Origin of the sequence: Bombilactobacillus apium, assembly GCF_013385145.1 — a bacterium.
Taxonomy (GTDB): Bacteria; Bacillota; Bacilli; order Lactobacillales; family Lactobacillaceae; genus Bombilactobacillus; species Bombilactobacillus apium.
This window is the reverse complement of the sequence record NZ_JABZEC010000004.1, coordinates 1-23,745: the sequence shown is the minus strand read 5'-3', so window position 1 is coordinate 23,745 and position 23,745 is coordinate 1. Positions and strand designations below refer to the sequence as shown.

General features: G+C 42.1%; 23 protein-coding genes, 2 pseudogenes and 1 riboswitch. Of the genes and pseudogenes, 15 read left to right on the top strand and 10 right to left on the bottom strand.

Features of this window, described 5'->3' with window-relative positions; translation table 11 throughout:
* Nucleotides 1-106: 106 nt before the first annotated feature.
* Nucleotides 107-421, top strand: a complete 315-nt coding sequence (locus HU830_RS04895; RefSeq protein ID WP_176942676.1) for a hypothetical protein — start codon at nucleotides 107-109, stop codon at nucleotides 419-421.
* Between the two features lie 223 nt (nucleotides 422-644).
* Here HU830_RS04895 and HU830_RS04890 read toward each other — a convergent pair whose 3' ends face one another.
* A complete protein-coding gene (locus tag HU830_RS04890; RefSeq protein WP_176942675.1) occupies nucleotides 645-1,646 on the bottom strand; it encodes a LacI family DNA-binding transcriptional regulator in 1,002 nt (333 codons plus the stop codon).
* A gap of 300 nt (nucleotides 1,647-1,946) precedes the next feature.
* Between HU830_RS04890 and HU830_RS04885 the strand changes: the two genes are divergently transcribed.
* From HU830_RS04885 to HU830_RS04875, 3 genes and pseudogenes are all read left to right on the top strand, one after another.
* Nucleotides 1,947-3,233: an SLC45 family MFS transporter gene (locus HU830_RS04885; RefSeq protein ID WP_228765825.1), complete on the top strand. Its 1,287-nt coding sequence runs from the start codon at nucleotides 1,947-1,949 to the stop codon at nucleotides 3,231-3,233.
* A 4-nt stretch (nucleotides 3,234-3,237) separates the two neighbouring features.
* Complete coding sequence (locus HU830_RS04880; protein ID WP_176942673.1) at nucleotides 3,238-4,908, top strand: glycoside hydrolase family 13 protein; 1,671 nt, start codon at nucleotides 3,238-3,240, stop codon at nucleotides 4,906-4,908.
* A 27-nt stretch (nucleotides 4,909-4,935) separates the two neighbouring features.
* Nucleotides 4,936-5,304: pseudogene (locus HU830_RS04875) on the top strand (PfkB family carbohydrate kinase); the annotation flags it as partial.
* Nucleotides 5,305-5,733: 429 nt separating this feature from the next.
* Here HU830_RS04875 and HU830_RS04870 read toward each other — a convergent pair.
* On the bottom strand, nucleotides 5,734-7,002 hold the full coding sequence (locus tag HU830_RS04870; protein WP_176942672.1) for a uracil-xanthine permease family protein: 1,269 nt from the start codon (nucleotides 7,000-7,002) through the stop codon (nucleotides 5,734-5,736).
* A 252-nt stretch (nucleotides 7,003-7,254) separates the two neighbouring features.
* Here HU830_RS04870 and HU830_RS04865 point away from each other — a divergent pair, with 252 nt between their 5' ends.
* The gene (locus tag HU830_RS04865) at nucleotides 7,255-7,878 is read left to right on the top strand and encodes a histidine phosphatase family protein (protein ID WP_176942671.1); all 624 of its coding nucleotides are present in this window, start codon (nucleotides 7,255-7,257) and stop codon (nucleotides 7,876-7,878) included.
* 60 nt (nucleotides 7,879-7,938) lie between these two features.
* On the opposite strand, the gene pyrE is transcribed toward HU830_RS04865, so the two are convergent.
* Together pyrE and pyrF are read right to left on the bottom strand one after the other, a co-directional pair.
* Nucleotides 7,939-8,586: an orotate phosphoribosyltransferase gene (gene pyrE, locus HU830_RS04860; RefSeq protein WP_176942670.1), complete on the bottom strand. Its 648-nt coding sequence runs from the start codon at nucleotides 8,584-8,586 to the stop codon at nucleotides 7,939-7,941.
* A complete protein-coding gene (gene pyrF, locus HU830_RS04855; protein WP_176942669.1) occupies nucleotides 8,579-9,298 on the bottom strand; it encodes an orotidine-5'-phosphate decarboxylase in 720 nt (239 codons plus the stop codon). The genes pyrE and pyrF overlap by 8 nt, the downstream gene beginning before the upstream one ends.
* Nucleotides 9,299-9,500: 202 nt before the next feature.
* On the opposite strand from pyrF, the gene HU830_RS04850 reads away from it, so the two are divergent.
* Nucleotides 9,501-10,751 (top strand): MFS transporter, encoded by a 1,251-nt coding sequence (locus HU830_RS04850; protein WP_176942668.1) that lies wholly within the window; start codon nucleotides 9,501-9,503, stop codon nucleotides 10,749-10,751.
* 102 nt (nucleotides 10,752-10,853) lie between these two features.
* A complete protein-coding gene (locus HU830_RS04845; RefSeq protein ID WP_176942667.1) occupies nucleotides 10,854-11,198 on the top strand; it encodes a heavy metal-binding domain-containing protein in 345 nt (114 codons plus the stop codon).
* 702 nt (nucleotides 11,199-11,900) lie between these two features.
* Here the strand turns inward: HU830_RS04845 and HU830_RS04840 are convergent.
* From HU830_RS04840 to HU830_RS04820, 5 genes are all read right to left on the bottom strand, one after another.
* Nucleotides 11,901-12,557 carry an ABC transporter permease gene (locus HU830_RS04840; protein WP_324196306.1) on the bottom strand — a complete coding sequence of 219 codons (657 nt, stop codon included), beginning with the start codon at nucleotides 12,555-12,557 and terminating at the stop codon, nucleotides 11,901-11,903.
* A complete protein-coding gene (locus tag HU830_RS04835; protein WP_176942666.1) occupies nucleotides 12,557-13,489 on the bottom strand; it encodes an osmoprotectant ABC transporter substrate-binding protein in 933 nt (310 codons plus the stop codon). Before HU830_RS04835 ends, HU830_RS04840 begins: the two co-directional genes overlap by 1 nt.
* A 10-nt stretch (nucleotides 13,490-13,499) precedes the next feature.
* Nucleotides 13,500-14,132, bottom strand: a complete 633-nt coding sequence (locus tag HU830_RS04830; RefSeq protein WP_176942665.1) for an ABC transporter permease — start codon at nucleotides 14,130-14,132, stop codon at nucleotides 13,500-13,502.
* Nucleotides 14,125-15,327 carry a betaine/proline/choline family ABC transporter ATP-binding protein gene (locus tag HU830_RS04825; protein ID WP_176942664.1) on the bottom strand — a complete coding sequence of 401 codons (1,203 nt, stop codon included), beginning with the start codon at nucleotides 15,325-15,327 and terminating at the stop codon, nucleotides 14,125-14,127. Before HU830_RS04825 ends, HU830_RS04830 begins: the two co-directional genes overlap by 8 nt.
* Nucleotides 15,328-15,421: 94 nt before the next feature.
* A complete protein-coding gene (locus tag HU830_RS04820) occupies nucleotides 15,422-16,156 on the bottom strand; it encodes a DUF475 domain-containing protein (protein WP_176942663.1) in 735 nt (244 codons plus the stop codon).
* 169 nt (nucleotides 16,157-16,325) lie between these two features.
* A riboswitch (TPP riboswitch) is annotated at nucleotides 16,326-16,422 on the top strand.
* Between the two features lie 36 nt (nucleotides 16,423-16,458).
* Between HU830_RS04820 and thiT the strand changes: the two genes are divergently transcribed.
* The 3 genes from thiT to HU830_RS04805 all read left to right on the top strand — a co-directional run bounded on the left by thiT (nucleotide 16,459) and on the right by HU830_RS04805 (nucleotide 19,249).
* A complete protein-coding gene (gene thiT / locus HU830_RS04815; protein WP_407647481.1) occupies nucleotides 16,459-17,022 on the top strand; it encodes an energy-coupled thiamine transporter ThiT in 564 nt (187 codons plus the stop codon).
* A 66-nt stretch (nucleotides 17,023-17,088) separates the two neighbouring features.
* Nucleotides 17,089-18,102: a lipoate--protein ligase gene (locus tag HU830_RS04810; RefSeq protein WP_176942661.1), complete on the top strand. Its 1,014-nt coding sequence runs from the start codon at nucleotides 17,089-17,091 to the stop codon at nucleotides 18,100-18,102.
* Between the two features lie 133 nt (nucleotides 18,103-18,235).
* Nucleotides 18,236-19,249: a lipoate--protein ligase gene (locus HU830_RS04805; RefSeq protein WP_176942660.1), complete on the top strand. Its 1,014-nt coding sequence runs from the start codon at nucleotides 18,236-18,238 to the stop codon at nucleotides 19,247-19,249.
* A gap of 442 nt (nucleotides 19,250-19,691) precedes the next feature.
* Here HU830_RS04805 and HU830_RS04800 read toward each other — a convergent pair whose 3' ends face one another.
* Entirely contained in the window at nucleotides 19,692-20,297 is a 606-nt protein-coding gene (locus tag HU830_RS04800) for a sugar O-acetyltransferase (protein ID WP_176942659.1), read from the bottom strand.
* 138 nt (nucleotides 20,298-20,435) lie between these two features.
* On the opposite strand from HU830_RS04800, the gene HU830_RS04795 reads away from it, so the two are divergent.
* The 5 genes and pseudogenes from HU830_RS04795 to HU830_RS04775 form a co-directional block, all read left to right on the top strand.
* Entirely contained in the window at nucleotides 20,436-21,533 is a 1,098-nt protein-coding gene (locus HU830_RS04795; RefSeq protein WP_176942658.1) for a DUF871 domain-containing protein, read from the top strand.
* Nucleotides 21,534-21,567: 34 nt separating this feature from the next.
* Nucleotides 21,568-22,857: a PTS cellobiose transporter subunit IIC gene (gene celB / locus HU830_RS04790; RefSeq protein WP_176942657.1), complete on the top strand. Its 1,290-nt coding sequence runs from the start codon at nucleotides 21,568-21,570 to the stop codon at nucleotides 22,855-22,857.
* Between the two features lie 22 nt (nucleotides 22,858-22,879).
* Complete coding sequence (locus HU830_RS04785) at nucleotides 22,880-23,191, top strand: PTS sugar transporter subunit IIB (RefSeq protein WP_176942656.1); 312 nt, start codon at nucleotides 22,880-22,882, stop codon at nucleotides 23,189-23,191.
* A 3-nt stretch (nucleotides 23,192-23,194) separates the two neighbouring features.
* A complete protein-coding gene (locus HU830_RS04780; protein ID WP_176942655.1) occupies nucleotides 23,195-23,512 on the top strand; it encodes a PTS lactose/cellobiose transporter subunit IIA in 318 nt (105 codons plus the stop codon).
* Between the two features lie 97 nt (nucleotides 23,513-23,609).
* Nucleotides 23,610-23,745: pseudogene (locus HU830_RS04775) on the top strand (helix-turn-helix domain-containing protein); the annotation flags it as partial.

Below are 23,745 nucleotides of genomic sequence, written 5' to 3'. Positions count from 1 at the left end.
ATTGGCGAAGGCTAATTTTTGACGCCTTTTATCGGAAGTATCACGAGAGCACCTTTTTAGGAAAGGAAAGTCATGTTAAAATGATTTTTAAAAAGGAGACGTTTTCATGGTGCAAATGATAATTCGAATTATTTTTTTAGCCTTTGCCGGGGAAGCTTTTGGTCTAACTCTCGCTAACTGGCATCAACTTTGGTCACATTCTATAAAGCTTAAATTGGCAGCAATCTTGAACATTGTTAGCTTTCTAATTGTTGTTTTAGCAATTTGCTCCGTAATCGAACTACCTAGGCAAGGAGCTTTTTTGGGTGCTGGAATTTTATTAATTTTAGCTAAACTGCTCGAAATTAGCACAGAAGCAAAAACACATTACTTTTGGAAAATAATTTGTATTTTGATTTTGTTGGTCCTAATTTGTTGGTGATTTTAACTAGGTAGCCCAATAATGATGCAGTAATATATTTCTACGTTTAGATTAAGTCTACTTATTAGACCCCAACTAGGGTGATTATATGCTGGCTGTAGAATTAGAAATAATAATTTCTATAGATAAATTATTACTCATATTCAAAGACAAAATAAGAGTTGCCAAAATAAAAATTGGTAACTCTTGTTTTTGGCGAAAGATTTTCCTGGGAAAGTGTAATTTAATGCTGCAAGCGATCTAAGACGCTCTCTCGTTCAACAATTTTACTGCTAACGTAATTACTTTGTTGTCGATCTGCGAGAAGTTGGTGGAGACTAATTTTTCCCATTTGATAAAATTTTTGACTGACACTGGTCAAACTAGGCTGAACAAAATCGCAAAGTTGGGTTCCATCAATAGTGATAACCGACAATTGCTGGGGGATTTCTAAATTTTGTTGATGGGCTTGTTTTAAGATTCCAATTCCGACAAGATCACTTCCAGCGATTACTGCAGTGACTGGCTGCTCATCTGCTAGATAATTTGTTAGGGCTTTTTTACCAGCGGCGTAACTATAGTCGCCAGTTTGAATCCAAGAAGAATCAACGGGCAAGTGATAGTCAGCTAGAGCTTGGTGATAACCAGATCGGCGCAGTTGACCAGTAAAAGAGTCACTAAGATCAATACCCGCTAAACCAATTCGTTGATGTCCCTTTCGGATTAGATATTGGGTTGCTAAATAACCAATTTCATAGTCATCGGCAGTAATACAGGGCAGAGTTGGATCTTGGAAATTGATCGAAACAAAATAAAATGGAATTTGGGAGTTTTTTAAAAGTTCTAAATTTGCGGGTGCTAGATTGACTGATAAGAGTAAAATTCCGGCAACGGAGCGTTCCCAAGCCGTAGTTAAGGCTTTCTTTTGGGCCTTAGGATTACGATTTTCCGTATATAAAATAATAATAGTTTTGTGAGCTTTTTCTGCTTGCTCTTGAATTCCTTGGATAATAGCTTCGGAAAAATTGGTATTGGTGGAATTAACAATAACAGCGACGACGTCACTTTTTTGGGTTACTAATTCGGTGGCGGCAATATTCTTTTGATAACCTAGATCGTGGGCAGCTTGCCGAATTTTTTGCGCCGTTTTCGCATTGAAAAAACCAGTTTTATTGGTTAGAACTCGAGAAACTGTGGCGGTAGAAAAACCGGTGGTTTGGGCAATATCCTTGATTGTTGTCGGCATGAAAACAGACCTCACTTGCATTTACTTGGACTTATTTTAGTAGTTTAGTAGAACTAGCCTTATTTTAGCATTCTTTTTTGCAAACGTTTGTGTTATTTTTTTGAAGCTATTGTAAACGTTTGTCCTAAACGTTATAATCGATATTGGTAACGGTTACTGAATCTAATAATTAAGGAGCTTATGATAGATATGACTACGAAAAATGTTGTCAGTTCAAGTCAAGAAGCTGGAGCTAAGGCTCCGGTTTCTCCACCGACGAATAATTCCCTCCCCAATCTTTCTTTAAAGACAATTTTTGCGATGACTTTTGGTTTCTTTGGCGTTAATATGGCCTTTTCCCTCCAATCTTCTCAGATGGGGCGGATTTTTCAGACTATTGGCGCTGATCCAACGAAGCTAGGTTTTTTCTTTATCTTGCCACCTTTAGCTGGAATGATCGTTCAACCCTTAGTAGGTAAGTATTCTGATTTAACTTGGTCCAATCGCTATGGTCGTCGGATGCCGTACTTAATTTTGGGAGCCCCGATTGCCGCTTTGGTTATGATTTTATTGCCAAATGCGGGTTCAATGGGCTTTGGTTATGCTTCAGTAGCCGCCTTAACTTTTGGGGCGATTGCTATTTTATTCATGGATCTTTCAAGCAACGTCTGTATGCAACCGTTTAAAATGATTGTTGGTGATATGGTCAATGAAGATCAAAAGGATCTGGCCTGGTCTTGGCAGCAGTCATTTAGCAACTTAGGTGGGGTAGTGGCGACTATTTTTCCCTTTATTTTAACGGCCATCGGAGTTGCTAATGTGGCGCCTAAGGGGGAAGTTCCTTTATCAGTACGCTTATCCTTTTATATTGGCGCGGCAGTCTTATTAGGCACTTCTTTGTATACGGTAGTTTCTGTCCATGAATATGATCCCGAGACTTATAATCGCTATCATCATGTTTCCGCCCAGAAAAAAGAAAAGACGCCTAGTCTGTGGCAGCTATTAAAGACTGCTCCGCGAGCTTTCTGGGAGGTTTCTTTTGTGCAGTTATTTGATTGGTTTGCTTTCCAATACTTATGGACTTATTCTACGGGAGCAATTGCGCAAAATGTTTGGCATACCGCTAATACAGCCTCGGCTGGTTATCAAGCAGCCGGTAATTGGTACGGAATCTTAACTTGTGTCCAGTCGTTAGCCGCAGTTGTCTGGGGTTTTCTCGTTTTATCGAAAACCAGTGCCCAGAAACGCAAGTTCTGGTTTCGAGTGGGACTGATTACCGGAGCCGTTGGTTTTGTGGGGGTTTTCTTAACTCATAATCAATATTTGTTAATTTTACCGTTTTGTTTGATTGGAATTTCTTATTTAACCATGCAAACAGAAGCTTTTTCAATTTTTACTACAGCTTTGACAGGAAAAAATGAAGGCGCTTATTTAGGGTTATTTAACTGTGGAATTTGTTTACCACAGATTATTGCCTCCGTAATTAGCTTCGGCTTGTTCCCACTTTTAGGACAATCGATGCCGAAAATGATTCTGGTGGCAGGAATTGCAATGTTCCTCGGTGCTTTAGCCGTGGGCGTGATTAAAGAAGATCAGGTAAAGGAGTAAGCTGATGGAAAAGAAATGGTGGCAAAAGGCAGTTGTTTATCAAGTTTATCCACGGAGTTTTCAAGATACAGATGGTGATGGAATTGGGGATTTAGCTGGAGTTATTCAGCGTTTGCCTTATATCAAGAAGTTAGGAGTTGATGTCATCTGGCTGAACCCGATTTACAAATCACCAGATTGTGATAACGGGTATGATATTAGTGATTATCGGGCAATTCAACCGCGTTTTGGAACGATGGCGATCTTTGATGAATTACTGACTAAGGCCCATGAATTGGGGCTGAAGATTGTGATGGATTTGGTAGTTAATCATACGTCGGATCAACATCAGTGGTTCCAAGAAAGTAAGAAGAGTCGTGATAATCCTTACCGAGATTTCTATATTTGGCGGCCAGGTGATTCCCAAAAGAAGCCTAATAACTGGGGCTCCTACTTTGGTGGTTCAACTTGGGACTTTGATGAGGCAACTAAGGAATACTATTTACATTTGTTTGCCAAGGGTCAGCCTGATTTAAATTGGGAAAATCCTCAAATGCGCGAACAAATTTGGAAAATGATGCGTTTTTGGTTGGATAAGGGAATTGATGGTTTTCGGATGGACGTCATTAATTTGATTTCTAAACCTGAAGGCCTGCCCGATGCCCCGAATCCAGAACAAGCCTTGTATGGTAATGTTGAGCCAGTGGTCGCTGATGGTCCCAAAGTAAACCAGTATTTACGGGAAATGAACCAGCAAGTTTTATCTCATTATGATGTTTTGACAGTCGGCGAAATGCCGAGTGTGACCCCGGAAGATGCCGCTCAATATACTAATTTAGATGGTAGTGAATTGAGTATGGCCTTTGAATTTGACCATGTAACTTTGGCAATGAACCCCGATCCACGCTTAGGTAAGTGGAATGATGCTCCGGTTTCTTTGGTAGCTTTGAAGAAGACCCTTTCCAAGTGGCAGTTAGCTTTGGCGGGTAAGGGCTGGAATAGTCTTTACTGGAATAATCATGATCGAGCTCGGGCGGTTTCGCGCTTCGGTAATGACACTCCCAAATATCGGGAACGATCGGCCAAGATGCTAGCTTTGACTTTACATTTGTTACAAGGGACGCCCTATATTTATCAAGGGGAAGAATTAGGAATGACTAACGCTCACTTTACGAGTCTGGATCAGTATCAAGATATTGAATCTATTGAGGCTTACCATCAGTTAGTTGATCGCGCCCAAATTGTTGATGGCCCAACGATGCTTCGTTATTTGGCTACGGAAGGTCGCGATAATGCCCGGACGCCAATGCAGTGGGATCAAAGTTCGCACAGTGGCTTTACTGAGGGGCAGCCTTGGCTGCCAGTTAACCCTAATTATCAAGAAATCAATGCTGCCCAAGAAGTTCAGGATCCTGATTCAGTCTTTGCTTTTTATCAAAAGCTGATTCAATTCCGCCATGAAAAAGAAATCATTGTTTATGGTGATTATCAAGCAGTTGATTTAGACGATTCTCAAGCTTTTGTTTATCGGCGAACTTATCAAGGGCAAACTTTAATTGTTTTGAGTAATTTTACAGCGCAAACTTTGACCCGTGACTATCAATTGCCGGCCGATAAGGAGTTATTGATTTCTAATTATGCTGATGATCAAGGCCCCACTTTGCGGCCTTATGAAGCTAAAGCATATTTATATTAAAAATCTTACGTTAACGTTGATGAAAATTCTCATCAGCGTTTACTGCAAACGCCGGGACTGGAAGTTAATTACGGGGGTGCCGAAGCTAATATAGCTATTTCCTTAGCTCTCTTAGGTGATGAAGTGCAATATGTAAATAAACTTCCACGAAATCCTTTGGGTGACGCGGCCCGTAATACCCTGCGGGGACTAGGAGTTGATCCCCAAAAGATCTTACGAGGTGGTCCTCGGATGGGGATTTATTTCTTTGAAAAAGGGGCTAGTGTACGCAATATCAATGTTGTCTACGATCGAGCAGGAAGTTCATTAGCGACCAGTCAGGTAGAGGAGTTTGTTTGGCCTGATTTATTACAGGATATTGATTATTTTTATTTTTCAAGAATTACGCCGGCGATATTTTTGAAGCTGGTTTGGTTCATGCTTTGTTGCATAATTTTACATTTCAAGCGACAATTGACTAGGCTTTAGCAGCCAGTGCTTTGAAATTAACAATTCAAGGTGATTTGAATTTAGTCACCGATACAGATATTCAAGCTGTTTTGGCTTCCAATAATCAAGTTAGTCGTTAGAAATAAAAAATAATTTTGTGATTTAAATTACGATCTCAGTTGTTGGTTTATAAATAATGGTCGCGCTTTCATAAAGTGATAAATCATCATTTGACTTGATTTTGGACTAGCATTTTCCTCTCATTTTAAAGTATCATAAAACTAGCCCAGATAATTGTTAGGATCTAGACAAGCAATAAAGAGATTATGGAGTAACCCAAAAAAATCATCAAACCAAAAATGGTTTGATGATTTTTCTATACCATAAACAAGATATTTATTTTTCGCTCGCTGCTTGTTGGGGCAAAATTAAGTTGAGACTAATTCCTAAAACAGTTGCAATAGCCAAGCCAGAGAATTGGTAGGGGCCTAATTGGAGAAAGGCATTCCCAATTCCGATCACTAAAATCAAGGAAGCAATCATCAAGTTCCGCTTTCGATTGAAGTCGACTTGGTTATCAATTAAAATTCGTAAACCGCTGGAAGCAATTACGCCGAAAAGTAGAAAGCTAATTCCCCCGATTACTGGAGCAGGGATACTTTGGATTAGGGCACTGAGCTTGCCGATAAAGCCGAAAATCATTGCTAAGACGGCGGCACCCCCGATGACCCAAACACTGTAAATCTTGGTAATTGCCATCACGCCGATATTTTCACCATAACTGGTAATAGCTGGTCCCCCGATTAAACCAGCGATGATTGAAGCTGTTCCATCACCGGCTAAAGTATGGTTCAAACCGGGATCTTTGAAAAAGTTTCGATGAGTGAGACCATCTAGAACCATGATATGACCCATATGTTCAGTCATCGTCACAAAAGCAATGGGGGCTAAGCTTAGAATTGCTCCCCAGTAGAATTTAGGTTGGTAGGACAAGAAAGGAATCTCAAAGTGGGGTAATTTAAACCAAGGAGTAGTTAAAACTGGTGTGAAGTTGACCAAGCCAAAGGCAACGGCAATTAGATAACCGACAACAATTCCCAGTAAAATCGCAATTTGACTCCAAAAACCTTTTAAATACATATTAAAAGCTACTGTAATCAAGGCTGTCAAGATGGCCACCACGAAATAGCGGAGATCGTAGTGACTACCGTTCATGGTGGCATCTTTGGCCGCTGTTCCGGCTAAGGAAAGGCCAATGACCATCACAATCGGACCCACAACAATTGGGGGCAGGGCTTTATCAATCCAATCGGAGCCTAACCAGCCAACTAAGAGACTAACAGTTAGATAAACCACACCGACAGCGATGGTTCCTTGAGCGATTCCGGGATAACCAACTGTTTTCATGAGGGCCATCATGGGAACGATGAAGGAAAAACTCGAGCTCATATAGGCGGGAATCTTGCCTCTGGTAATTAACAGATACATCAAAGTTCCGACCCCAGAACTAAATAAAGCAATTCCGGGATTGAGGCCGACTAAGATCGGCACTAAGACAGTCGAGCCGAACATCGCAAATAGGTGTTGTAAGGAAAGACCGAACCAGTGTCCGGGAGTGGGACGATCGTGGAGATCAAGTAAGATATCTTTATTTTTCGGGGTCATGGTATTTCCTCCAAGAAAAAACCTTCCATCCGGTAAGTAGCGGGAGGAAGGAGGGGGAAAGCGAATTGATTAATGCAGGTACCCTTCCAAGCCTCACGGGACTGGGATTAAAAGGAGCTATTTGAAGACATTTTAGCTGGTTTTCAAGGGATTTGTCAACTTTTCGCTTTGAGAAAAGCTATGTTCAAGGGATGCTTTTTGCTATAATGAAGGGCAGTTTGAAAGCACGGTGATTGGTGAAGGAGATCAGGAATGATTAATGTTTATGTAGTTCGTCACGGACAAACAGACACGAACAAAAGCAAGAAAATTAACGGAGCGACAACTGATTTACCCCTAAACGATACGGGAATCGCGGAAGCTCAGGCTTTACGGGCCAGTTGGGATCCAAAAAAAATTGACTACGTTTATTCCAGTCCCTTAATTCGGGCGGTTCAAACGGCGAACATTATCATGGATCAACCCGATCAATTAGAAATTGATGATCGCTTAACTGAATTGAATTATGGTAGCTGGGATGGAGCTTACGTTCCACCCCTGAAAGAAAAATATCCGCAGGCTTTTGATGGTTTTGGCTATTTAAATGACCAGTATAGTAACTATTGCACTGGCGAAGGTTATGCCCATTTAGCTCAACGTTTAGCGCCTTTTTGGCAAGACTTGGTTAGCCAACATGCTGGGCAAAACGTCTTGGTTGTTTGTCATGGCGCAGTTTCCCGAGCGCTAGTCCAAAATGCTCTACAGGTTCCTAAAATTATGCAAATTGTCCAGATGAAAAATACTGGAGTCGTCAACCTCGCCTATGATGAAACTGAAAAATTCACTTCGATGCGCTATTATAATCGCCTCGCTCCAGCTGACTTTTTTTTAGATTAATTAATACTCAAAAAACCTCTGAAAGTTTTTTTCAGAGGCCTTTTTAATTTTGAAGATAGATTATTTAGTGGGAGCTTGCCAGTGCCAAGGATCAGCCTGCCATTGAGCTAGTAAATTAAATTCGGCTTTTGTAAATTGACCATCGGCGTGAGCCGCGTGCAGCAGATGACTGTAACTGGTCAAGGTTTGCAGCGTGGTTTGAGCTTGAGTAAAGTTAGTTTGACTGTCGGGTAATTCATAACTGAAAATCGCGGCCACACCAGCAACTTCGGCACCCGTTTTACGAACCACGTCAACAGCTTTTAAGGCACTGCCACCGGTAGAAATTAAGTCGTCAATGATGACAACTTGGTCTTGGGCCGTGGGCAAAGACCCTTCGACTTGTTGATTAGTGCCGTGATCTTTGGGTTTGGGGCGAACATAGCTCAAGGGAAGAGCTAAACGATCGGCTGCTAAAGCGGCATGAGGAATTCCAGCAGTGGCGACACCAGCAATAATCGTTGCCTGTGGATAGAAATTTTGAATTAATTGCGCTAAGCCCTCGGCGATATGGTCGCGAACTTGCGGATAGGCAATTGTCTTGCGATTATCGGTGTAAATAGGGGATTTGATCCCACTAGCCCAAGTGAATGGATGATATAAGTTTAAACGGACGGCATCAATTTTTAGTAAATCTTGCGCAATTTGGTTGGCGGTAGTTTCATTCATGTTGGGCACTCCATTCTTTTAAAAATTCGTGGTAACTAGCAACCGGGTCACTTGCTTGGGTAATCGGTCGACCAACGACTAAACCATTACTCCCCAGAGCAGCAGCTTTTTGCGGAGTTACGACCCGTTTTTGATCGTCATTGGTATTGTCTGTTCGCCGGATACCCGGATTGATGCAGAGAAATTCGTCGGTGGTGGCTTGGTGAATCTGAGGGTCTTCTAGGGCGGAGGCGATAACGCCGTCAGCGCCGTTAGTTTGGGCTAATTGGGCGAGATGGGTTACTGAAGCCCCCAGTGATCCCGGAATTTGAAGATCTTGATTCATTTGACTTTCCGAAGTTGAAGTTAACTGAGTTACGGCTAGCAATTTAGCTGGTTGGACGCCAACTTGCTGGCTTCCCCGGAGTAAACCTTGCTTAGCTTGTTGGATCATCGTGCCGCCACCCAAAGCCATGACTGTAAGGTAGCTGACTTCTTGAGCAGCTAATTGGGCGGCCGCTTGTTCGACTGTATGCGGGATATCGCATAATTTTAAGTCTAAAAAGATGGTCGCGTGTCGCCGGCGTAATTCTTGGATAATTTCTGGTCCAGCAGCATAGTATAGTTCCATCCCCACTTTAACGGCGAGGGGTTCGGAATCTGGAAATTGGTCTAGAAAAGCTAAAGCTGTCTGGGCTTCAGCAAAATCTAAGGCAATAAAAACGGGTCCCATGTGAATGTCACCTTTCCCTGTTCAAACTTGAAACACATTGATGGTAGCTTAAGCCAAGTTTTTAATTTCGTCAAATCTTAACTAGGCAAAATCTAAGTTTGCTATTTCTTAATAATTATGCTAAGTTAACTTCCGGAGTCAAGCAACGTGTATTTTAAAAAAATAATGGCTGTCCGTGAGCAGCCGTTTTGGAGGAATCGTAATGGCACGAACAAACCACGCACTAACAACCAATCAGAAATGGACGATTGCATCAACCTCGGCCGGTTTTGCTTTGGAGAATATGGACGTCATGTTTTTATCTTTCGCTTTATCATCAATCATGGCTTCCCTTCAAATCAACGGTATGCAGGCAGGATTCATTTCTTCCATCACTAATCTGGGGATGTTAGTGGGTGGTATTTTATTTGGAATTATCGGTGACCGAGTGGGTCGAGTAAAGACTTTCTCCTACACCGTCTTTATCTTCGCCATCGCTACGGCAGCCATGTTTTGGGCCCAAAATATTACTATGATTTATATTTTCAGATTCATTGCCGGTATCGGTGCTGGAGGCGAATATGGAGTTGGCATTACCTTGATTGCGGAAAATTTTGATCAGCGGCGAATTGGGACTATGACTTCGATTGCCGCGATTGGCGGTCAAGTTGGGGCGGTTTTAGCTGCGGTCGTGGCGGGCTTTGTCTTAATGACTTGGGGCTGGCGTGAATTATTTCTAATCGGAGTAGTGCCCGTCTTATTAACTTACTTTATCCGTCGGCACTTACGGGAAAGTGATGAATTTCTGGCTGCTAAAGCTGCCCAAAAAGATCCCAAAAAACGGGTTCAAGTCCGGAGATTATTTAAAACCCCGCGCTTGGCTTATCAAACGCTGGCCTTAATGGTGATGGTGATTGTTCAAATTGCTGGTTACTTTGGTTTAATGAATTGGTTGCCGTCAATTATGCAAAAACAACTGCACTTATCTGTTTCGGGATCTTCTTGGTGGATGATTGCTACAATCGTGGGAATGAGTATTGGGATGTTAGTTTACGGACGAATCCTGGATTACTTTGGTCCGCGTTGGGCTTTCGGAATTTTCTTGGTTGCCTCTGCAGCTTCCGTCTTCGGCATCACTTTAGCCTACAATCAGGTGACGCTTTTACTTGCCGGAGCTATCTTAGGTTTCTTCTCAAACGGAATGTTTGGGGGGTATGGAGCCGTAATTAGTCGCCTTTATCCGACGGAAATTCGCTCGACCGCTAATAATGTGATTGTTAATACTGGGCGCGCAATCGGTGGCTTTTCTTCCGTCGTGATTGGTTTTCTCTTAGATCATTATTCCTTGATCGTGGTCATGATTTTCTTAGCCGGTTTATACTGCCTCAGCTTTATCGTGATGTTCACGATTCCGGGCTTTAAGACCTTAGCCACGGCACCGCACAAAGACTTGCCCACCATCGCTACTAAATAAAAATTTTCTTCTGAGCTGAACTTTGATTTTTCGAGTTTGGCTATTTTATTGCTCCCGGTTAATTTATAATAAAGTTATTAAATGGGGAAAAGAGGTTTTAGCATGGCCACAGAAATTTTAATTACGACCACTGAAACTATTCCGGGACAAAAATATGAAATTTTAGGGGAAGTTTTTGGTTTGACAACGCAGTCGAAAAATCTTTTCAGCGATATTGGGGCATCTTTGAAAAATATGGTGGGTGGCGAAATCAAGGCCTACAGTAATATGTTGCACGAATCGCGAGAGAAGGCCATCAGTCGCTTGCGTGATGAAGCTACCGCTTTGGGCGGAGATGCAGTTGTAATGATGCGTTTTGACTCGGGCTCAATTGGGGGCGACATGCAAAGTGTCGTGGCTTACGGAACTGCAGTTAAATTTATTTCTGATCCTGCTACCCCAACTTAGAATAAGAATTTAAAAAAACAAAGACACCTTTGCCAGCGAATTTTAGGAAAATAAAAGAGGGCAGGGTATCTTTTTATGGATAAGCAATGATTATCGCCATCAGAAATTCTAAATGTAATCTGTCCTCTAAGATAAAATTAGGAGAAAGTAAGAAATTATTTCAATAACCAAGCTCTCACAATATCGGACTTTCAGTTTCGTAGCCGGTGCTAACTCCAGAAAGTGGGGTAATGTCGCTGGTTAAAATATGTATTGCTCCAGAAGGGAACAACATGTCAGACTTTCAATTGCTGGATTTGGTATTGCGATTTGCCGAATCCATGCTTAAAGTTCTGAAATTTAAGCAAAAAAATAACCGTCCGCTTACGGTAAAGCATAGTTATTTAGAATCTTAATCGCTGCCGGCTCTGCAAGGAAGTTCGATTACCGTCGCGCCTTCCTCTTTTATATCTCAATTATAAGCCCTAACTTAGCTAACGCAAACCATGCTCATCAAAAGACTGGGGCTTTAAGTAACTTTTTCCGAAACTATTAAATTTTTCGAAGGGATCGACGATGAGAGGGCCGATCTTTAAGCCGATGTTTCTTTTTTAATTTAGCTAGGGAGGGGCCAGTTCGATCTTCAGGATAAAAAAAACTTCACTCCAGTTGATTCTGGAATGAAGCCTAAAACGGGTCCATTTTGAGGTCAGTGTTTCTTAATTAACGTAAACCTGCGGGTTGGAGCCATTTTTCAATTAAGTTCAAAATGAAGTCAGTGATAATCGACATTAAGGCTGTTGGCAAAGCCCCGGCGAGAATCAAGGCAGCTCCGTTAGTCGCGTTAGTTCCGCGAACAATAATATCACCTAAACCCCCGGCCCCGACGAAAGCGCCGATCGCGGTAATTCCGATGGCTAAGACTAGGGCATTACGAATCCCAGCCATGATCACGGAAAGAGATAAGGGCAAACGCACCATGGTTAATAGTTGGAGATTAGTCATCCCCATCCCTTTTCCAGAGTCAATAATATTGGCATCAACGTTACGCATTCCGGTATAGGTGTTTTTGATAATCGGCAAGAGGGCGTACAAGAAAACCGTCGCGATGACTGTGTTCACACCTAGACCGAGGCCAATCATAATGATTGATAACAAGGCCAAAGAGGGAATCGTTTGAATGACGTTGGCGATACTAATGACAAAATTTCCTAGGTGATGGTTGCGGCTGATGAAAATTCCCAAGGGAATTCCAATTACGGCCGCAATTAAGACCCCATAAATGGAAATTAGAAAATGGCGGTTGAATTGTTCGAGAATATACATCCCATTGTGGTTGTAGTAATACAACAATTGTTGCCAGGTATTCATGGAAGACATTAATATTCACCTCGGAAGTAATTATTTTTAACTAGGAATTGATGCGCGACGACTTGCGGTTCCAAAAGTTGATCATCAACTTGGAAGTTCAAACGACGCATGGTATGAACACTGATTTTACCATCGAGGCGGTGCAAAATGGGCTTCAATTCGGGATGTTGGCGCAAAAGTGAATTATTGACCATCATTGAACAGTTATAAGGAGGGAAGAAATGCTTATCATCTTGTAGTGATTTCAGATGATAACTATCAATTCGTCCATCCGTCGAATAACCAAGAACGACATTCATCTTATTAGAAGCTAAGGCAGAATAAACTAAACCAATCTGCATCGGGTAAGCCTTAGCGAATTCCAGATCATAATGATGGGTAAAATCGCGGTAACCGTCGCCTTTCCGATTCAACCAGTTGGCATCAACGCCGACCGTGAATTTATCGGCAACTTTCTTCAAATCTGACACTGTTTTAAGATTATTTTCTCGGGCAGTTTTTTGCGTCACCATAAAAGAGAAAGTGTTGCTGAAACCGTAGGTCGGGAAATAAGTCTGATCAAAGCGTTTTTTGGCTTCCCGGCGGACAATATCCGTCGCCTTTTGGGGATCTTTTTCCGGAGGAAGATACAAGTTAGTTGTTAATTCGGTTCCGGAGTAAGCCACCGCTTGGATGTCGGCGTCATTGCGGACCAAAGCTTGGTGAATTAAGGGAGCAGAACCTAAGTTATTGACAATTTCCGTTGGGTACTTAGTTTCGTGACTAATAAGTTCCGCCAACATGTTGGCCATCACTTGAGATTCCGTCGTATTTAAAGAAGCAATTTTGACACTGGGTGTGTTACCACCACCGGCCCCGAGGCCGGGAAAGCTACAGGCACCAAGAAGCAAACAGCTACCCAAAGTAATGAAAGTTAGCCAAAGATAACGTAATTTTTTCATATCCAACCTCCTAATTCTTCTTCGCAGCGGCTGGAGTTAAATAGTTTTCCAAACGCCCCAAAAGATAATCAGTGAGGACTGCCAATAAAATAACCGGAATCGTTCCGCCGAAGATCAGATCAGGTTGGAAGAGGTTCAAACCGTTGAAAATGAAATCACCGAGACCACCAGCCCCAATATAGGAAGCTAAAGTTGACCAAGCAATTACATAAATCGCGGAAAGGCGAATTCCCGCCATAATGACCGGCGTTGCTAAAGGCAGCTCAACCTTAGTGATTGATTGCAAATTCGTCATGCCCAAACCTTTGGCAGAGTCAATTAAGTCCGGATTGACATCTTTCATCCCCAGATAAGTGTTCCGCAAAATGGGCATTAAACTATAGATGAATAAAGCGGCAATCGCGGGCACTTGACCGACACCAAAGAGGGGCAACATCAAGGCTAACAAAGCTAGCGCCGGAATGGTCTGTAACATACTAGCAATTGACATCACCACATGAGCGGTTTTGGGAAAGCGGGAAAGAATTACGCCCAAGGGTACTGCCACTAAAATTCCTAAGCCTAAAGAAATAGCTGAGATATAAATTTGTTGCCAAGTTTTGGTTAATAATTCCGAACCGTGTTGGCTAAGAAAACTACTCATGGGAATGATCAGCTCCTTTGGTTGGAGTTTGGCTGAGTTCCGCTGCGGACATCGGTTCGTTATCGCCCCAAATAGTATTGTAGACGAGGTTGACTAAGGCTGACCGAGTAACAATTCCGACTAATTTATTTTCATCGTCAGTTACGGGAACATAGCTGTAACCACGTTTTAAAATCCGATCCACGGTATCCCGAAGGTAAGCATCTGGATGGACGGTGTACAGTTTGGCAGTCAAAATATCACTAACACTAGAAACCTTGCGGTATTTTTGTTCAAGATCTTTAATCGAAATAAAGCCCTTGAGATGTTCCGAATTATCGGTGACTAAAAGGGTATCCACGTGCCGGTCCCGCATCAAACTCAAAGCATCGCGCAAAGAAGCCCCGAGGTTAATTTTTACGGGCGTGGTTAACATAATTTCTTGAACTTGGACCGTGTCGTGTTGCGCTTCGGCTAAACGATCTTCCCCAATCAAGGTTTCGACAAATTCCGTCGCCGGATGCCGCAAGATTTCTTCAGGAGTATCATTTTGGACAACTTTTCCGTCGTGCATAATCACAATATGGGTGGCTAATTTCAAAGCTTCATCCATATCATGGGTCACAAAGACAATTGTTTTTCCTAATTCTTCTTGCAGCTTTTTGACTAAATCCTGCAAGTTTTCTCGGGTAATGGGGTCTAAAGCCCCGAAAGGTTCATCCATCAAGATTAAATCTTGGTCGGCAGCTAAAGCGCGAACGACCCCGATCCGTTGTTGTTGACCGCCAGAAAGTTCGTAAGGATAGCGATCGAGATACTCTTCGGGCAATTCGGCCAACTTAATTAATTCGCGGGCTTTTTGGTCCAGTTTTTCTTGGGGCCATTTCAAAAGTTTGGCAACGAGAATGATATTTTCTTTGATCGTCATGTGGGGCATCAGACCATTATTTTGAATCACGTAACCAATCCGCCGGCGCAAGTTTACGGGGTTGAATTGGTTGACATCTTTACCATTAATATAGACATGACCTTTGGTAATGCTATTCATGCGGTTAATCATTCGCATCAAAGTTGTTTTCCCAGAACCAGAAGTTCCGATAAAGCAACAAAATTCACCTTGAGCAATTTTGATATTAGCATCAGTAACAGCGGGGGCTTTCCCCTTATAAATTTTTGAAACGTTTTTAAATTCTACAATCGGCTTTTGTTGAGACATTAAAAGCAGATCCTCCTTTCTTGTAAGACAACAAGTCATGCTCCGTTCTCTTCTATCATAAACCAAGGCCAGCTTTGAAAGCAAAACCCTGGGGCTAACGAGCCCGCTTTTTGCGCCAGAAATGAATGATAAAAGTTACGATGAAGGCAACGGCTAAGACGAGGGTGAAAATGGTGTTGGGAATTTCAATATTGATCGCTGGAATCGTCAGGAATAACTTGACGGCGATGAAAGTAATCAGCACATAGGCCATCGGTTCCAGCTCCGGAATCTTGTTCATTAAAGTCATGATCACTTCGGCAACTCCCCGCATGGCAATAATTCCGACAATACTTCCAATCAAAATAATAACCGGGTTGTTAGAAATTGCGATCAAAGTCAGGACTGAATCGAGAGAAAACATAATATCGGTGAATTCAATCGAGATAATTACTTGAAGCAGAGGAGAGAGTCCTTTAATACGAAAGAGTTTAATTTTCTTGTGGCTATTGGTTATCTTACTATGAAAGAAATTAAAGGCCATGTAGAGTAAATATAAACTCCCTAGAATTTTGATCCATTCTAGATTGATGAGGTAGGTGCCAATTCCAATGACGAGAAAGCGAAAGATAAAAGCTCCCCAGATTCCATAAAAGAGCGCTTCCTCTTGCTGCTTGCGCTGGGGCAAAGAGTGGGCTTGGGCCGCTAAGACGATTGAATTATCGACGGATAAGAGACACTCCATGATAATTAAAGAGAGAATAATTAGCCAGTCATTGGGGGTGGTGATGACTGTTTGCCAATTGTGTAAATCAAAAAAAGGTTGGTACAATTTAACAATAAAATCCATTTCAGGACTCCTTTAATTTAGCTCAAAAATAAAGATAAACAACACCCTTAAATATATCATACTCTAGGTCATTTTAACGCTAGACCTTAGTTGATGGGCAAAATTTTAGAAAATGAAAATTGTTTTTTGGAATTAAAGGGTTTACAATAAAAATAGATTAAATTGAATCGTCATCGCAAAGGGGAGCTAATTAGCTGAGAGTGATTAAGTTCAGACCCTTGAACCTGTTTGTTAAGACAAGCGTAGGAATTGTGATGAGTCGAGAGGCTCTGTTTGCGGGACATTCACAAGGAGGGCTTTTTTTGATGGTTAAAAATAAATTACAGGTTTTGATTGAAGGGGCAATTATCAGTGCTCTAGCAATGGCTTTGAGTTATATTCCGCACAGTACGGGAATCTCGTCGATTGAAATTTTGTATGGAATTGTACCTATTTATATCTATACTTGGCGCCGGGGATTGGTTGCCGGAATGGGGTCCGGTTTGGTTTGGGGCTTGTTGGATCTGATCTTGCGGGGCCTGAGTAGCGGTTCAGTGCTCAATGTCTGGCAAGGAATCCTCGAATATCCGCTGGCTTTTAGTGTTCTCGGCTTAGCGGGCTGGGCCACGCCTTTAATTCAAAAAAAAGCCCGCCAACATCTGTCTTGGGGATTAATGATGGCTAGTGGGGCCACAGCGCTAATTGCTAAATATTTTCTTCACTTCATCGCCGGAGTTTTAGTTTGGGGAAGCTTTGCGCCCAAGTCGATGAATCCTTGGTTGTATTCTTTCATCGTCAACGGGGGCAGTGCTCTCGCGAGTCTAATTTTCTTAGGTATAGTTCTATTCTTACTGCGGCCCGTTTTGGGACGACTAATTAAGGGATAATTGTTTTTGCTGGATGACTAAAGTATAATTAAACTGAAAACGTTTTAAGATAAAGGGGCGGATAGAATGTATTATGTAGTTATGCCTTCCCGGGATATTCGGGATAACTTAGCCACCGAGCAATTTTTGATGAATAATAAAGACTTTGATGAACCGCTGGTTTTATTTTATATCGAAAGTCCGTGCATTATTGTGGGCCGCAATCAGAATACAATCGAAGAATTGAATAATGATTACGTGCGCGAGCACCAGATCACCGTCACCCGGCGTTTGTCCGGTGGGGGCGCGGTTTATCAAGATTTAGGTAATCTTTGCTTCAGTTTCATGGTGGATGCTGCCGATGAAAACTTCGGTGATTTTAAGAAAATTACCGCTCCGATGGTTGCCGCTCTCCATCGCCTGGGCGCTAAGGGAGCAGAAGTCTCAGGCCGCAATGATATCCTGATTGACGGCAAGAAATTTTCGGGAAATGCGATGTACACCAAAAACGGCAAAACTTTCTCGCACGGGACTTTGTCTTACGATGTGGATCTGGATGTCTTGACTCAAGCCTTACACGTTAATCCTGATAAAATTAAATCCAAGGGGATTAAGTCGATTCGCAGCCGGGTCACCAATATTCGTCCCTATTTAAAACCGGAATATCAGCATCTGACCACCGAGAAATTTCGAGATATCTTGTTATTGAGTTTGTTTGAAGCCGATAGTCTGGATGAAATTAAGGAGCATGAATATCAGCTCACCGAGTCTGACTTAGCAGAAATTGAAAAATTAAAACAACAATATTATTACAATTGGGACTGGGTTTATGGAAAGTCACCCGAGTTTACCGTCCAAAAAAGAAAGCACTTTGATGGCGGAACCGTTGACGCCCGTTTTCAGATTGAACACGGCAAAATTGCTCAAGCTAAATTCTACGGTGATTTCTTTGGCGCCCAAGACGTCCAAGATTTGGCCGCTAAAATGCTGGGCTTGACTTACGACTATGACAGTCTCCAAGAATTCTTTCAAAAGCAAGACTTACGGCCTTACTTTGCCTTGATTGATCCAGCAGAAATCTTAGAACTTGTGAAACCATAAGCAAGGTTGATAAGAAACCGAATGAAAATAGATTTCGTTCGGTTTTTTAAATGCCAAATCAATTTCTGATTTTGTGAGCAGCTCTGATTGGCGGGAAAAAATATTTCTAGCGTTTTATTGGGGGAAACAATTTATGTACTATTTTATAATGCCGGAATTAGATATTCGAACTAATTTAGCTACAGAACAATATTTGATGAATAATAAAGATTTCGATGCGCCTTTAGTTTTATTTTATATTCAAAAACCCTGCATCATCGTTGGACGGAATCAAAATACCCTAGAAGAGTTAAATACTGCTTATGTGCGGGAGCAGCAAATTACCGTGACGCGGCGTTTATCAGGCGGCGGGGCGGTTTACGATGATCTAGGCAATGTTTCCTTTAGCTTTGTGGTCAATGCTGAAGACGAAAGTTTCGGTGATTTTCGGAAAATGGTGGCTCCAATTGTCCAAGCTTTGCATCAAATGGGAGCGACGGGCGCGGAAGTCTCCGGTCGTAATGATATCTTGATTGACGGGAAGAAGTTTTCGGGAAATGCCATGTACACCAAAAACGGCAAGACTTTTTCGCACGGAACCTTATCTTATGATGTAGATCTGGACGTCTTAACCCAGGCTTTGCGAGTTAATCCCGATAAGATTCAGTCCAAGGGAATTAAGTCGATTCGCAGTCGGGTCACCAATCTGCGCCCTTATCTCAAGCCGGAATACCAACATTTAACCACCGCGCAATTTCGCGACCAATTACTATTGAGTTTATTTGCGGTTCCGAACTTGGTAGCGATTCAAAGCCAAGCTTATCAATTAACCGCGGCTGATCGACAAGCGATTGCCGATTTAAAGGAACGTTATTACGCTAATTGGGATTGGGTTTACGGTCAATCTCCCGACTTTACCGTCCAGAAGAGAAAGCATTTTCCCGCCGGAACCATTGACGCGCGTCTGCAAATTAAAGGCGGTCGAATTGTGGCCATTAAATTTTACGGCGACTTCTTTGGTCAAAAAGATGTTGCTGAATTAGAAGAGCAATTGGTCGGCCTAGCTTATACCGCTTCTGTTTTAGAAGAACGTTGCAGTGAACTGGACTTGCCCGCTTATTTCAATCGAATTGATCCGCAAGCAATCTGCACTTTAATTCAACCCTAATTCTGACAAAAATATGGCGAGGAAAATTCCCTACTGAAACAGAAAATATTCAAAAAATAGAAATATATTGTCTGTTATTTTTAAAAATACTTGATTTATATTTAAATGAAATACTCCCATGGGGAGTTTTTTATTATTGTCTTTAGACCTAGTTGAGCACGGAGTCTGTGCGAAACAAAAAACCACCCGCTATGCGGGTGGATAGTCCAATGGTTAAACCAAAACAGCTCTTCTGAGATTTACAATGGAGCTGTCAAAGCCAAGTATTATAAATTTAGAGGAGCTGTGAAAGTGGCGAATAAATTAAACAGTAGATGACTTTCTTTCCTACGCCATGCACTTTTTAAGTGATTAGATTATTTCTACATCACTTATACTAGAACATCTCATTATAAAGAAGCCTGAAGACGCTCACCTAATTCTGAACCTATTATTTGTCATTTTATTGACTTGCGAACTTTGCTTGCCAAAAAGCATGATCTTCGGCCGTGATGGAGCGTAAAATCCGGGCAGGATTGCCAACCGCGATTACGTCAGCTGGAAGATCCTTAGTAACGACACTGCCCGCGCCGACGACTGTGCCCGCGCCAATGGTTACACCGGGCAGGACGGTGACATTTCCTCCGAGCCAGACATTGTCAGAAATTGTAATTGCTTGCGCAAATTCCCACTCTTGATTGCGAATCAGCGCATCTACTGGATGACCGGCAGTAAATAAATTGACTCGTGGTCCAATCATCACATTATTTCCGATCCGAATTTCATTAGTATCCAGTAGAATGGCGTTGGAATTACAGTAAAAATGATCACCAATTGAGATGTGGCGACCGTAATCGACCTCGAAGGGCGGTTGAATAAAAACATCAGTCCCGCAGGAGGCGAAAAGCTGCCGTTCGAGAGTCTTAATCTGATCTATTTGTTTTCGGGGTAGTTGATTAATCTTTTGGACTAAAACTTTGCCGGAAGTCGAGCGATGCTCTGGCTGAATATTGTGCGCCCGGTATAATTTTCCGGCTAAGAGATTTTGGTAGTCGTGATCAGGGCTCATTATGGAAATCCTCCGCTTTTTGAAAATAAGTTTAACACAATTTTTTCGATTTCAGAAAAGTAATCATTGAAAATTGCAATCGATTTCACTATTATATAAGTGAGCTTAATTTTTTGAAAAAATTTTGAGGTGAACTGTATGCGCATGTTGGGTGTTTCCATCTATCCAGATTTGTCAGATTTTAAACAGGATCAGGCTTATCTCGATTTAGCTAGTCAATACGGTTATCAGCGAGTCTTTACTTCGCTGCTCCAGTTAGTTGGGGAGAATGGCGAAGATATCTTAGGTAAATTTCGCCGGACAGTAGACTACGCTAATAGTTTAGGTTTGAAAGTCATTGTGGATATCAATCCCAGTCTGTTTGAATCTTTAGGGATTAGCTATGATGATCTGAGTTTCTTCCATGAATTGAAAGTTTGGGGCTTGCGTTTAGACGAAGGCTTCTCCGGTTTGGAAGAAGCACAGATGACGCGGAATCCTTATGGTTTAAAGATTGAATTAAATATGAGTCGTGGGACCCATTACTTAGATCAAATTATGGATTATGGTCCGAATCCCGATAATTTATTGGGTTGCCATAATTTCTATCCTCAAAGTTACACTGGTTTGGGTGAACAAATTTTTCTCGATTATTCGAAATCCTACCGCAAGCACCAGATTCACAGTGCCGCTTTTGTTTCCTCACAAGTTGCTAAGATTGGTCCTTGGCCGGTGAGTGAAGGCTTGCCTACTATTGAAACTGATCGTAAGCGCCTTGTCGCTTCGCAAGTTCAACATTTATTATTGACCGGGATGGTTGACGATGTCATTATTGGAAACGCTTATGCTTCGGAAGCTGAATTGAAAGCTATCGCCGCTGCATTTCAAAATCCATATCCTTTCTTGCAAGTTGATTTACAGAAAAACATTTCGGCTTTGGAAGAAAAGATCACCTTGGAGGAAACCCATCTCTATCGGGGCGATGCTTCCGACTATCTCTTACGCGATACCAATCCGCGAGTTAAATATAGTCAAGAGATTATTCCGGCTCACGACAATACCGTTGATTTTCAACGCGGCGATGTTGTGATTGTTAATGAAGGTTACAAACGTTACAAGGGTGAGTTACAGATTGTCTTGCAGCCTTTCCCTAATGATGGTCGCCGTAATTTAGTTGGTCGCTTAACAGCAAGTGACTTGCCTTTATTACAGTACATCAAACCTTGGAGTAGTTTCCAATTGCGGGCCGCCGACTAAGTTAGCGATGCTTAAGAATGGTAGGTAGATTGTGATGGCGCAGACAACAAACAATTTTCTTAATCAAAAGATGATTCCCTTTTTCCAAAAGATTGCCGCTTCCAGACATTTAACCGCCTTGCGGGATGGGATGACGGCTGCTGTACCAATGATTATTATCGGGTCGGTCTTTATGATCTTGGCCCAATTTCCTATTCCCGCTTATTTGAACTTCATGGCGCATACCTTTGGTAAGAATTGGGCGACGGTTCTGCAGTACCCAACGAACGCTTCTTTCCACATCATGGGCTTGATTGCCGTTGCGGGAATTTCCTATCAGTTGGCGAAGTCTTATAAGGTAGAGCCTTTCTCAACCATGATTGTGATGGTGGGGGCTTTCCTATTAACTATCCCGATGAAAATTGATAAAGCTGGAGCCTTATGGGTGCCGCTCCAACAACTTGATTCCGCCGGTTTATTTATTGCCTTGATTGTTGGTTTGTTTGCGACTGACCTCTATGTTTGGCTGGTGCACAAGAATTTGACGATTAAGATGCCGGCGAGTGTTCCGCCAGCAGTCAGCAGTTCCTTTGCTTCCTTAATTCCTGGTGGAGTTGTGCTAACGGTTGTTTGGATCATTCGGCTGGCGGTTGAAGCCACCCCGATGAAGAGTATTCCCAATATCATCATCTTCTTCCTTCAACAACCACTCAGCCAGTTAACTAACTCTCTCTGGGGGGCTTTGGTCATTGAACTTTTGATTTGTATTCTGTGGATCTTTGGGGTTCACGGGGGTAATACCGTTAGTGGTGTGATGATGCCAATCTGGTTAGGAGCCATGGCTCAAAATGCTTCTGCACATGCTGCGGGCAAAGCTTTACCCAATGTTGTGACTCAACAATTCTGGGATAATTTCGTGCATATGGGTGGTGCCGGGGCTACTTTAGGTTTGGCAATCATGATTGCGCTCTTTTCTAAGAGTGCAGAGTATAAGACGCTGGGGGGGTTAATTGTTGGTCCGGCAATCTTCAATATCAATGAACCGATTATCTTTGGTCTACCGATTGTTTTGAATTACCAAATAGCGATTCCTTTCATCGTTGCTCCCCTAGTTAATGTTGTGACAACTTATATTGCCATGTCCACCGGCTTAGTTGCCCGGACGATGGGGGTAATGGTTCCTTGGACGACACCACCGATTATTTCTGGTTATCTAGCTACCGGTCATATTTCCGGGGTGATCCTCCAAATTGTAAATATTATTTTAGATGGTTTGATCTATTACGTCTTCTTTAAGCGAATGGATCGTGCTAAATTAAAAGAAGAACTAGCTTTAGAAAAATAAAGTCTTAAAGGAGAAATTTATTATGAGTGAAAAAACAATTATGTTGGTTTGTTCCGCCGGAATGTCCACCAGTTTATTAGTTAACAAGATGCAGGCTGCTGCTAGCGACCAAGGCGTCGATGTCCACATCTTCGCCACTTCGGCTGCTGATGCCGACAACAAGATTGAAAACGAACATCCAGATGTTTTGATGTTGGGACCGCAAGTTAGCTATATGTTGGACGATTTCAAGAAGCGAGTCGAAATTCCGGTCGAAGTTATCAATATGCAAGATTACGGCATGATGAATGGTTCTAAAGTTCTCGCTGAAGCCTTGAAAATGATGGAGGCTTAAGAGATGGAAGACGAAAAGCAATTGCAAGCCGTAATGGGCTTAATTATGAATGGGGGCAATGCTAAAGGATCAGCCTTCGCGGCGATCAAGGCTGCCAAGAAGGGTGACTTTGAAGAAGCGCAAGCTAAGTTGAAAGAATCCGACCAATTCTTGAGTGAAGCCCATAATGCTCAAACAGGCATGTTGACCCAAGAAGCTCAAGGTGATCACCAAACGGTGACCCTCTTGATGGTGCATGCCCAAGATCATATTATGAATGCCATTACTTTCCGCGACCTAGCTGGAGAAATGGTTGATTTATACAAGAAATTAGCCGAATAAATTTAAAAATAAAAATAGGTAGTTACTTAATTGATTCCCTATGTACCGACCCCCAAAAATTAGACCAAAAATCTAGCTTCTGGAGGTTGGTATTTTTATGGCTAAATATAGTTTTGAACTTAAGTTAAAGATCGTTCACGAATATCTTGCGGGAGAAGGTGGCGTACCTTATTTATCAAAGAAATACAGCATCAAGTCTCAAAGGCAAGTGGTGAATTGGATCAATGTCTATC

What these genes read in the sequence shown, in the direction of transcription:
- HU830_RS04795 (WP_176942658.1), top strand. Translation starts at nt 20,436, where the DNA reads ATGCGCATGTTGGGTGTTTCCATCTATCCAGATTTGTCAGATTTTAAA.
- HU830_RS04870 (WP_176942672.1), bottom strand. Translation starts at nt 7,002, where the DNA reads ATGACCCCGAAAAATAAAGATATCTTACTTGATCTCCACGATCGTCCC.
- HU830_RS04825 (WP_176942664.1), bottom strand. Translation starts at nt 15,327, where the DNA reads ATGTCTCAACAAAAGCCGATTGTAGAATTTAAAAACGTTTCAAAAATT.
- HU830_RS04805 (WP_176942660.1), top strand. Translation starts at nt 18,236, where the DNA reads ATGTACTATTTTATAATGCCGGAATTAGATATTCGAACTAATTTAGCT.
- HU830_RS04820 (WP_176942663.1), bottom strand. Translation starts at nt 16,156, where the DNA reads ATGGATTTTATTGTTAAATTGTACCAACCTTTTTTTGATTTACACAAT.
- HU830_RS04865 (WP_176942671.1), top strand. Translation starts at nt 7,255, where the DNA reads ATGATTAATGTTTATGTAGTTCGTCACGGACAAACAGACACGAACAAA.
- HU830_RS04780 (WP_176942655.1), top strand. Translation starts at nt 23,195, where the DNA reads ATGGAAGACGAAAAGCAATTGCAAGCCGTAATGGGCTTAATTATGAAT.
- HU830_RS04800 (WP_176942659.1), bottom strand. Translation starts at nt 20,297, where the DNA reads ATGAGCCCTGATCACGACTACCAAAATCTCTTAGCCGGAAAATTATAC.
- HU830_RS04890 (WP_176942675.1), bottom strand. Translation starts at nt 1,646, where the DNA reads ATGCCGACAACAATCAAGGATATTGCCCAAACCACCGGTTTTTCTACC.
- HU830_RS04845 (WP_176942667.1), top strand. Translation starts at nt 10,854, where the DNA reads ATGGCCACAGAAATTTTAATTACGACCACTGAAACTATTCCGGGACAA.
- HU830_RS04850 (WP_176942668.1), top strand. Translation starts at nt 9,501, where the DNA reads ATGGCACGAACAAACCACGCACTAACAACCAATCAGAAATGGACGATT.
- HU830_RS04880 (WP_176942673.1), top strand. Translation starts at nt 3,238, where the DNA reads ATGGAAAAGAAATGGTGGCAAAAGGCAGTTGTTTATCAAGTTTATCCA.
- HU830_RS04785 (WP_176942656.1), top strand. Translation starts at nt 22,880, where the DNA reads ATGAGTGAAAAAACAATTATGTTGGTTTGTTCCGCCGGAATGTCCACC.
- celB (WP_176942657.1), top strand. Translation starts at nt 21,568, where the DNA reads ATGGCGCAGACAACAAACAATTTTCTTAATCAAAAGATGATTCCCTTT.
- HU830_RS04835 (WP_176942666.1), bottom strand. Translation starts at nt 13,489, where the DNA reads ATGAAAAAATTACGTTATCTTTGGCTAACTTTCATTACTTTGGGTAGC.
- HU830_RS04895 (WP_176942676.1), top strand. Translation starts at nt 107, where the DNA reads ATGGTGCAAATGATAATTCGAATTATTTTTTTAGCCTTTGCCGGGGAA.
- pyrE (WP_176942670.1), bottom strand. Translation starts at nt 8,586, where the DNA reads ATGAATGAAACTACCGCCAACCAAATTGCGCAAGATTTACTAAAAATT.
- HU830_RS04810 (WP_176942661.1), top strand. Translation starts at nt 17,089, where the DNA reads ATGTATTATGTAGTTATGCCTTCCCGGGATATTCGGGATAACTTAGCC.
- HU830_RS04830 (WP_176942665.1), bottom strand. Translation starts at nt 14,132, where the DNA reads ATGAGTAGTTTTCTTAGCCAACACGGTTCGGAATTATTAACCAAAACT.
- pyrF (WP_176942669.1), bottom strand. Translation starts at nt 9,298, where the DNA reads ATGGGACCCGTTTTTATTGCCTTAGATTTTGCTGAAGCCCAGACAGCT.
- HU830_RS04840 (WP_324196306.1), bottom strand. Translation starts at nt 12,557, where the DNA reads ATGTCTTCCATGAATACCTGGCAACAATTGTTGTATTACTACAACCAC.
- HU830_RS04885 (WP_228765825.1), top strand. Translation starts at nt 1,947, where the DNA reads ATGACTTTTGGTTTCTTTGGCGTTAATATGGCCTTTTCCCTCCAATCT.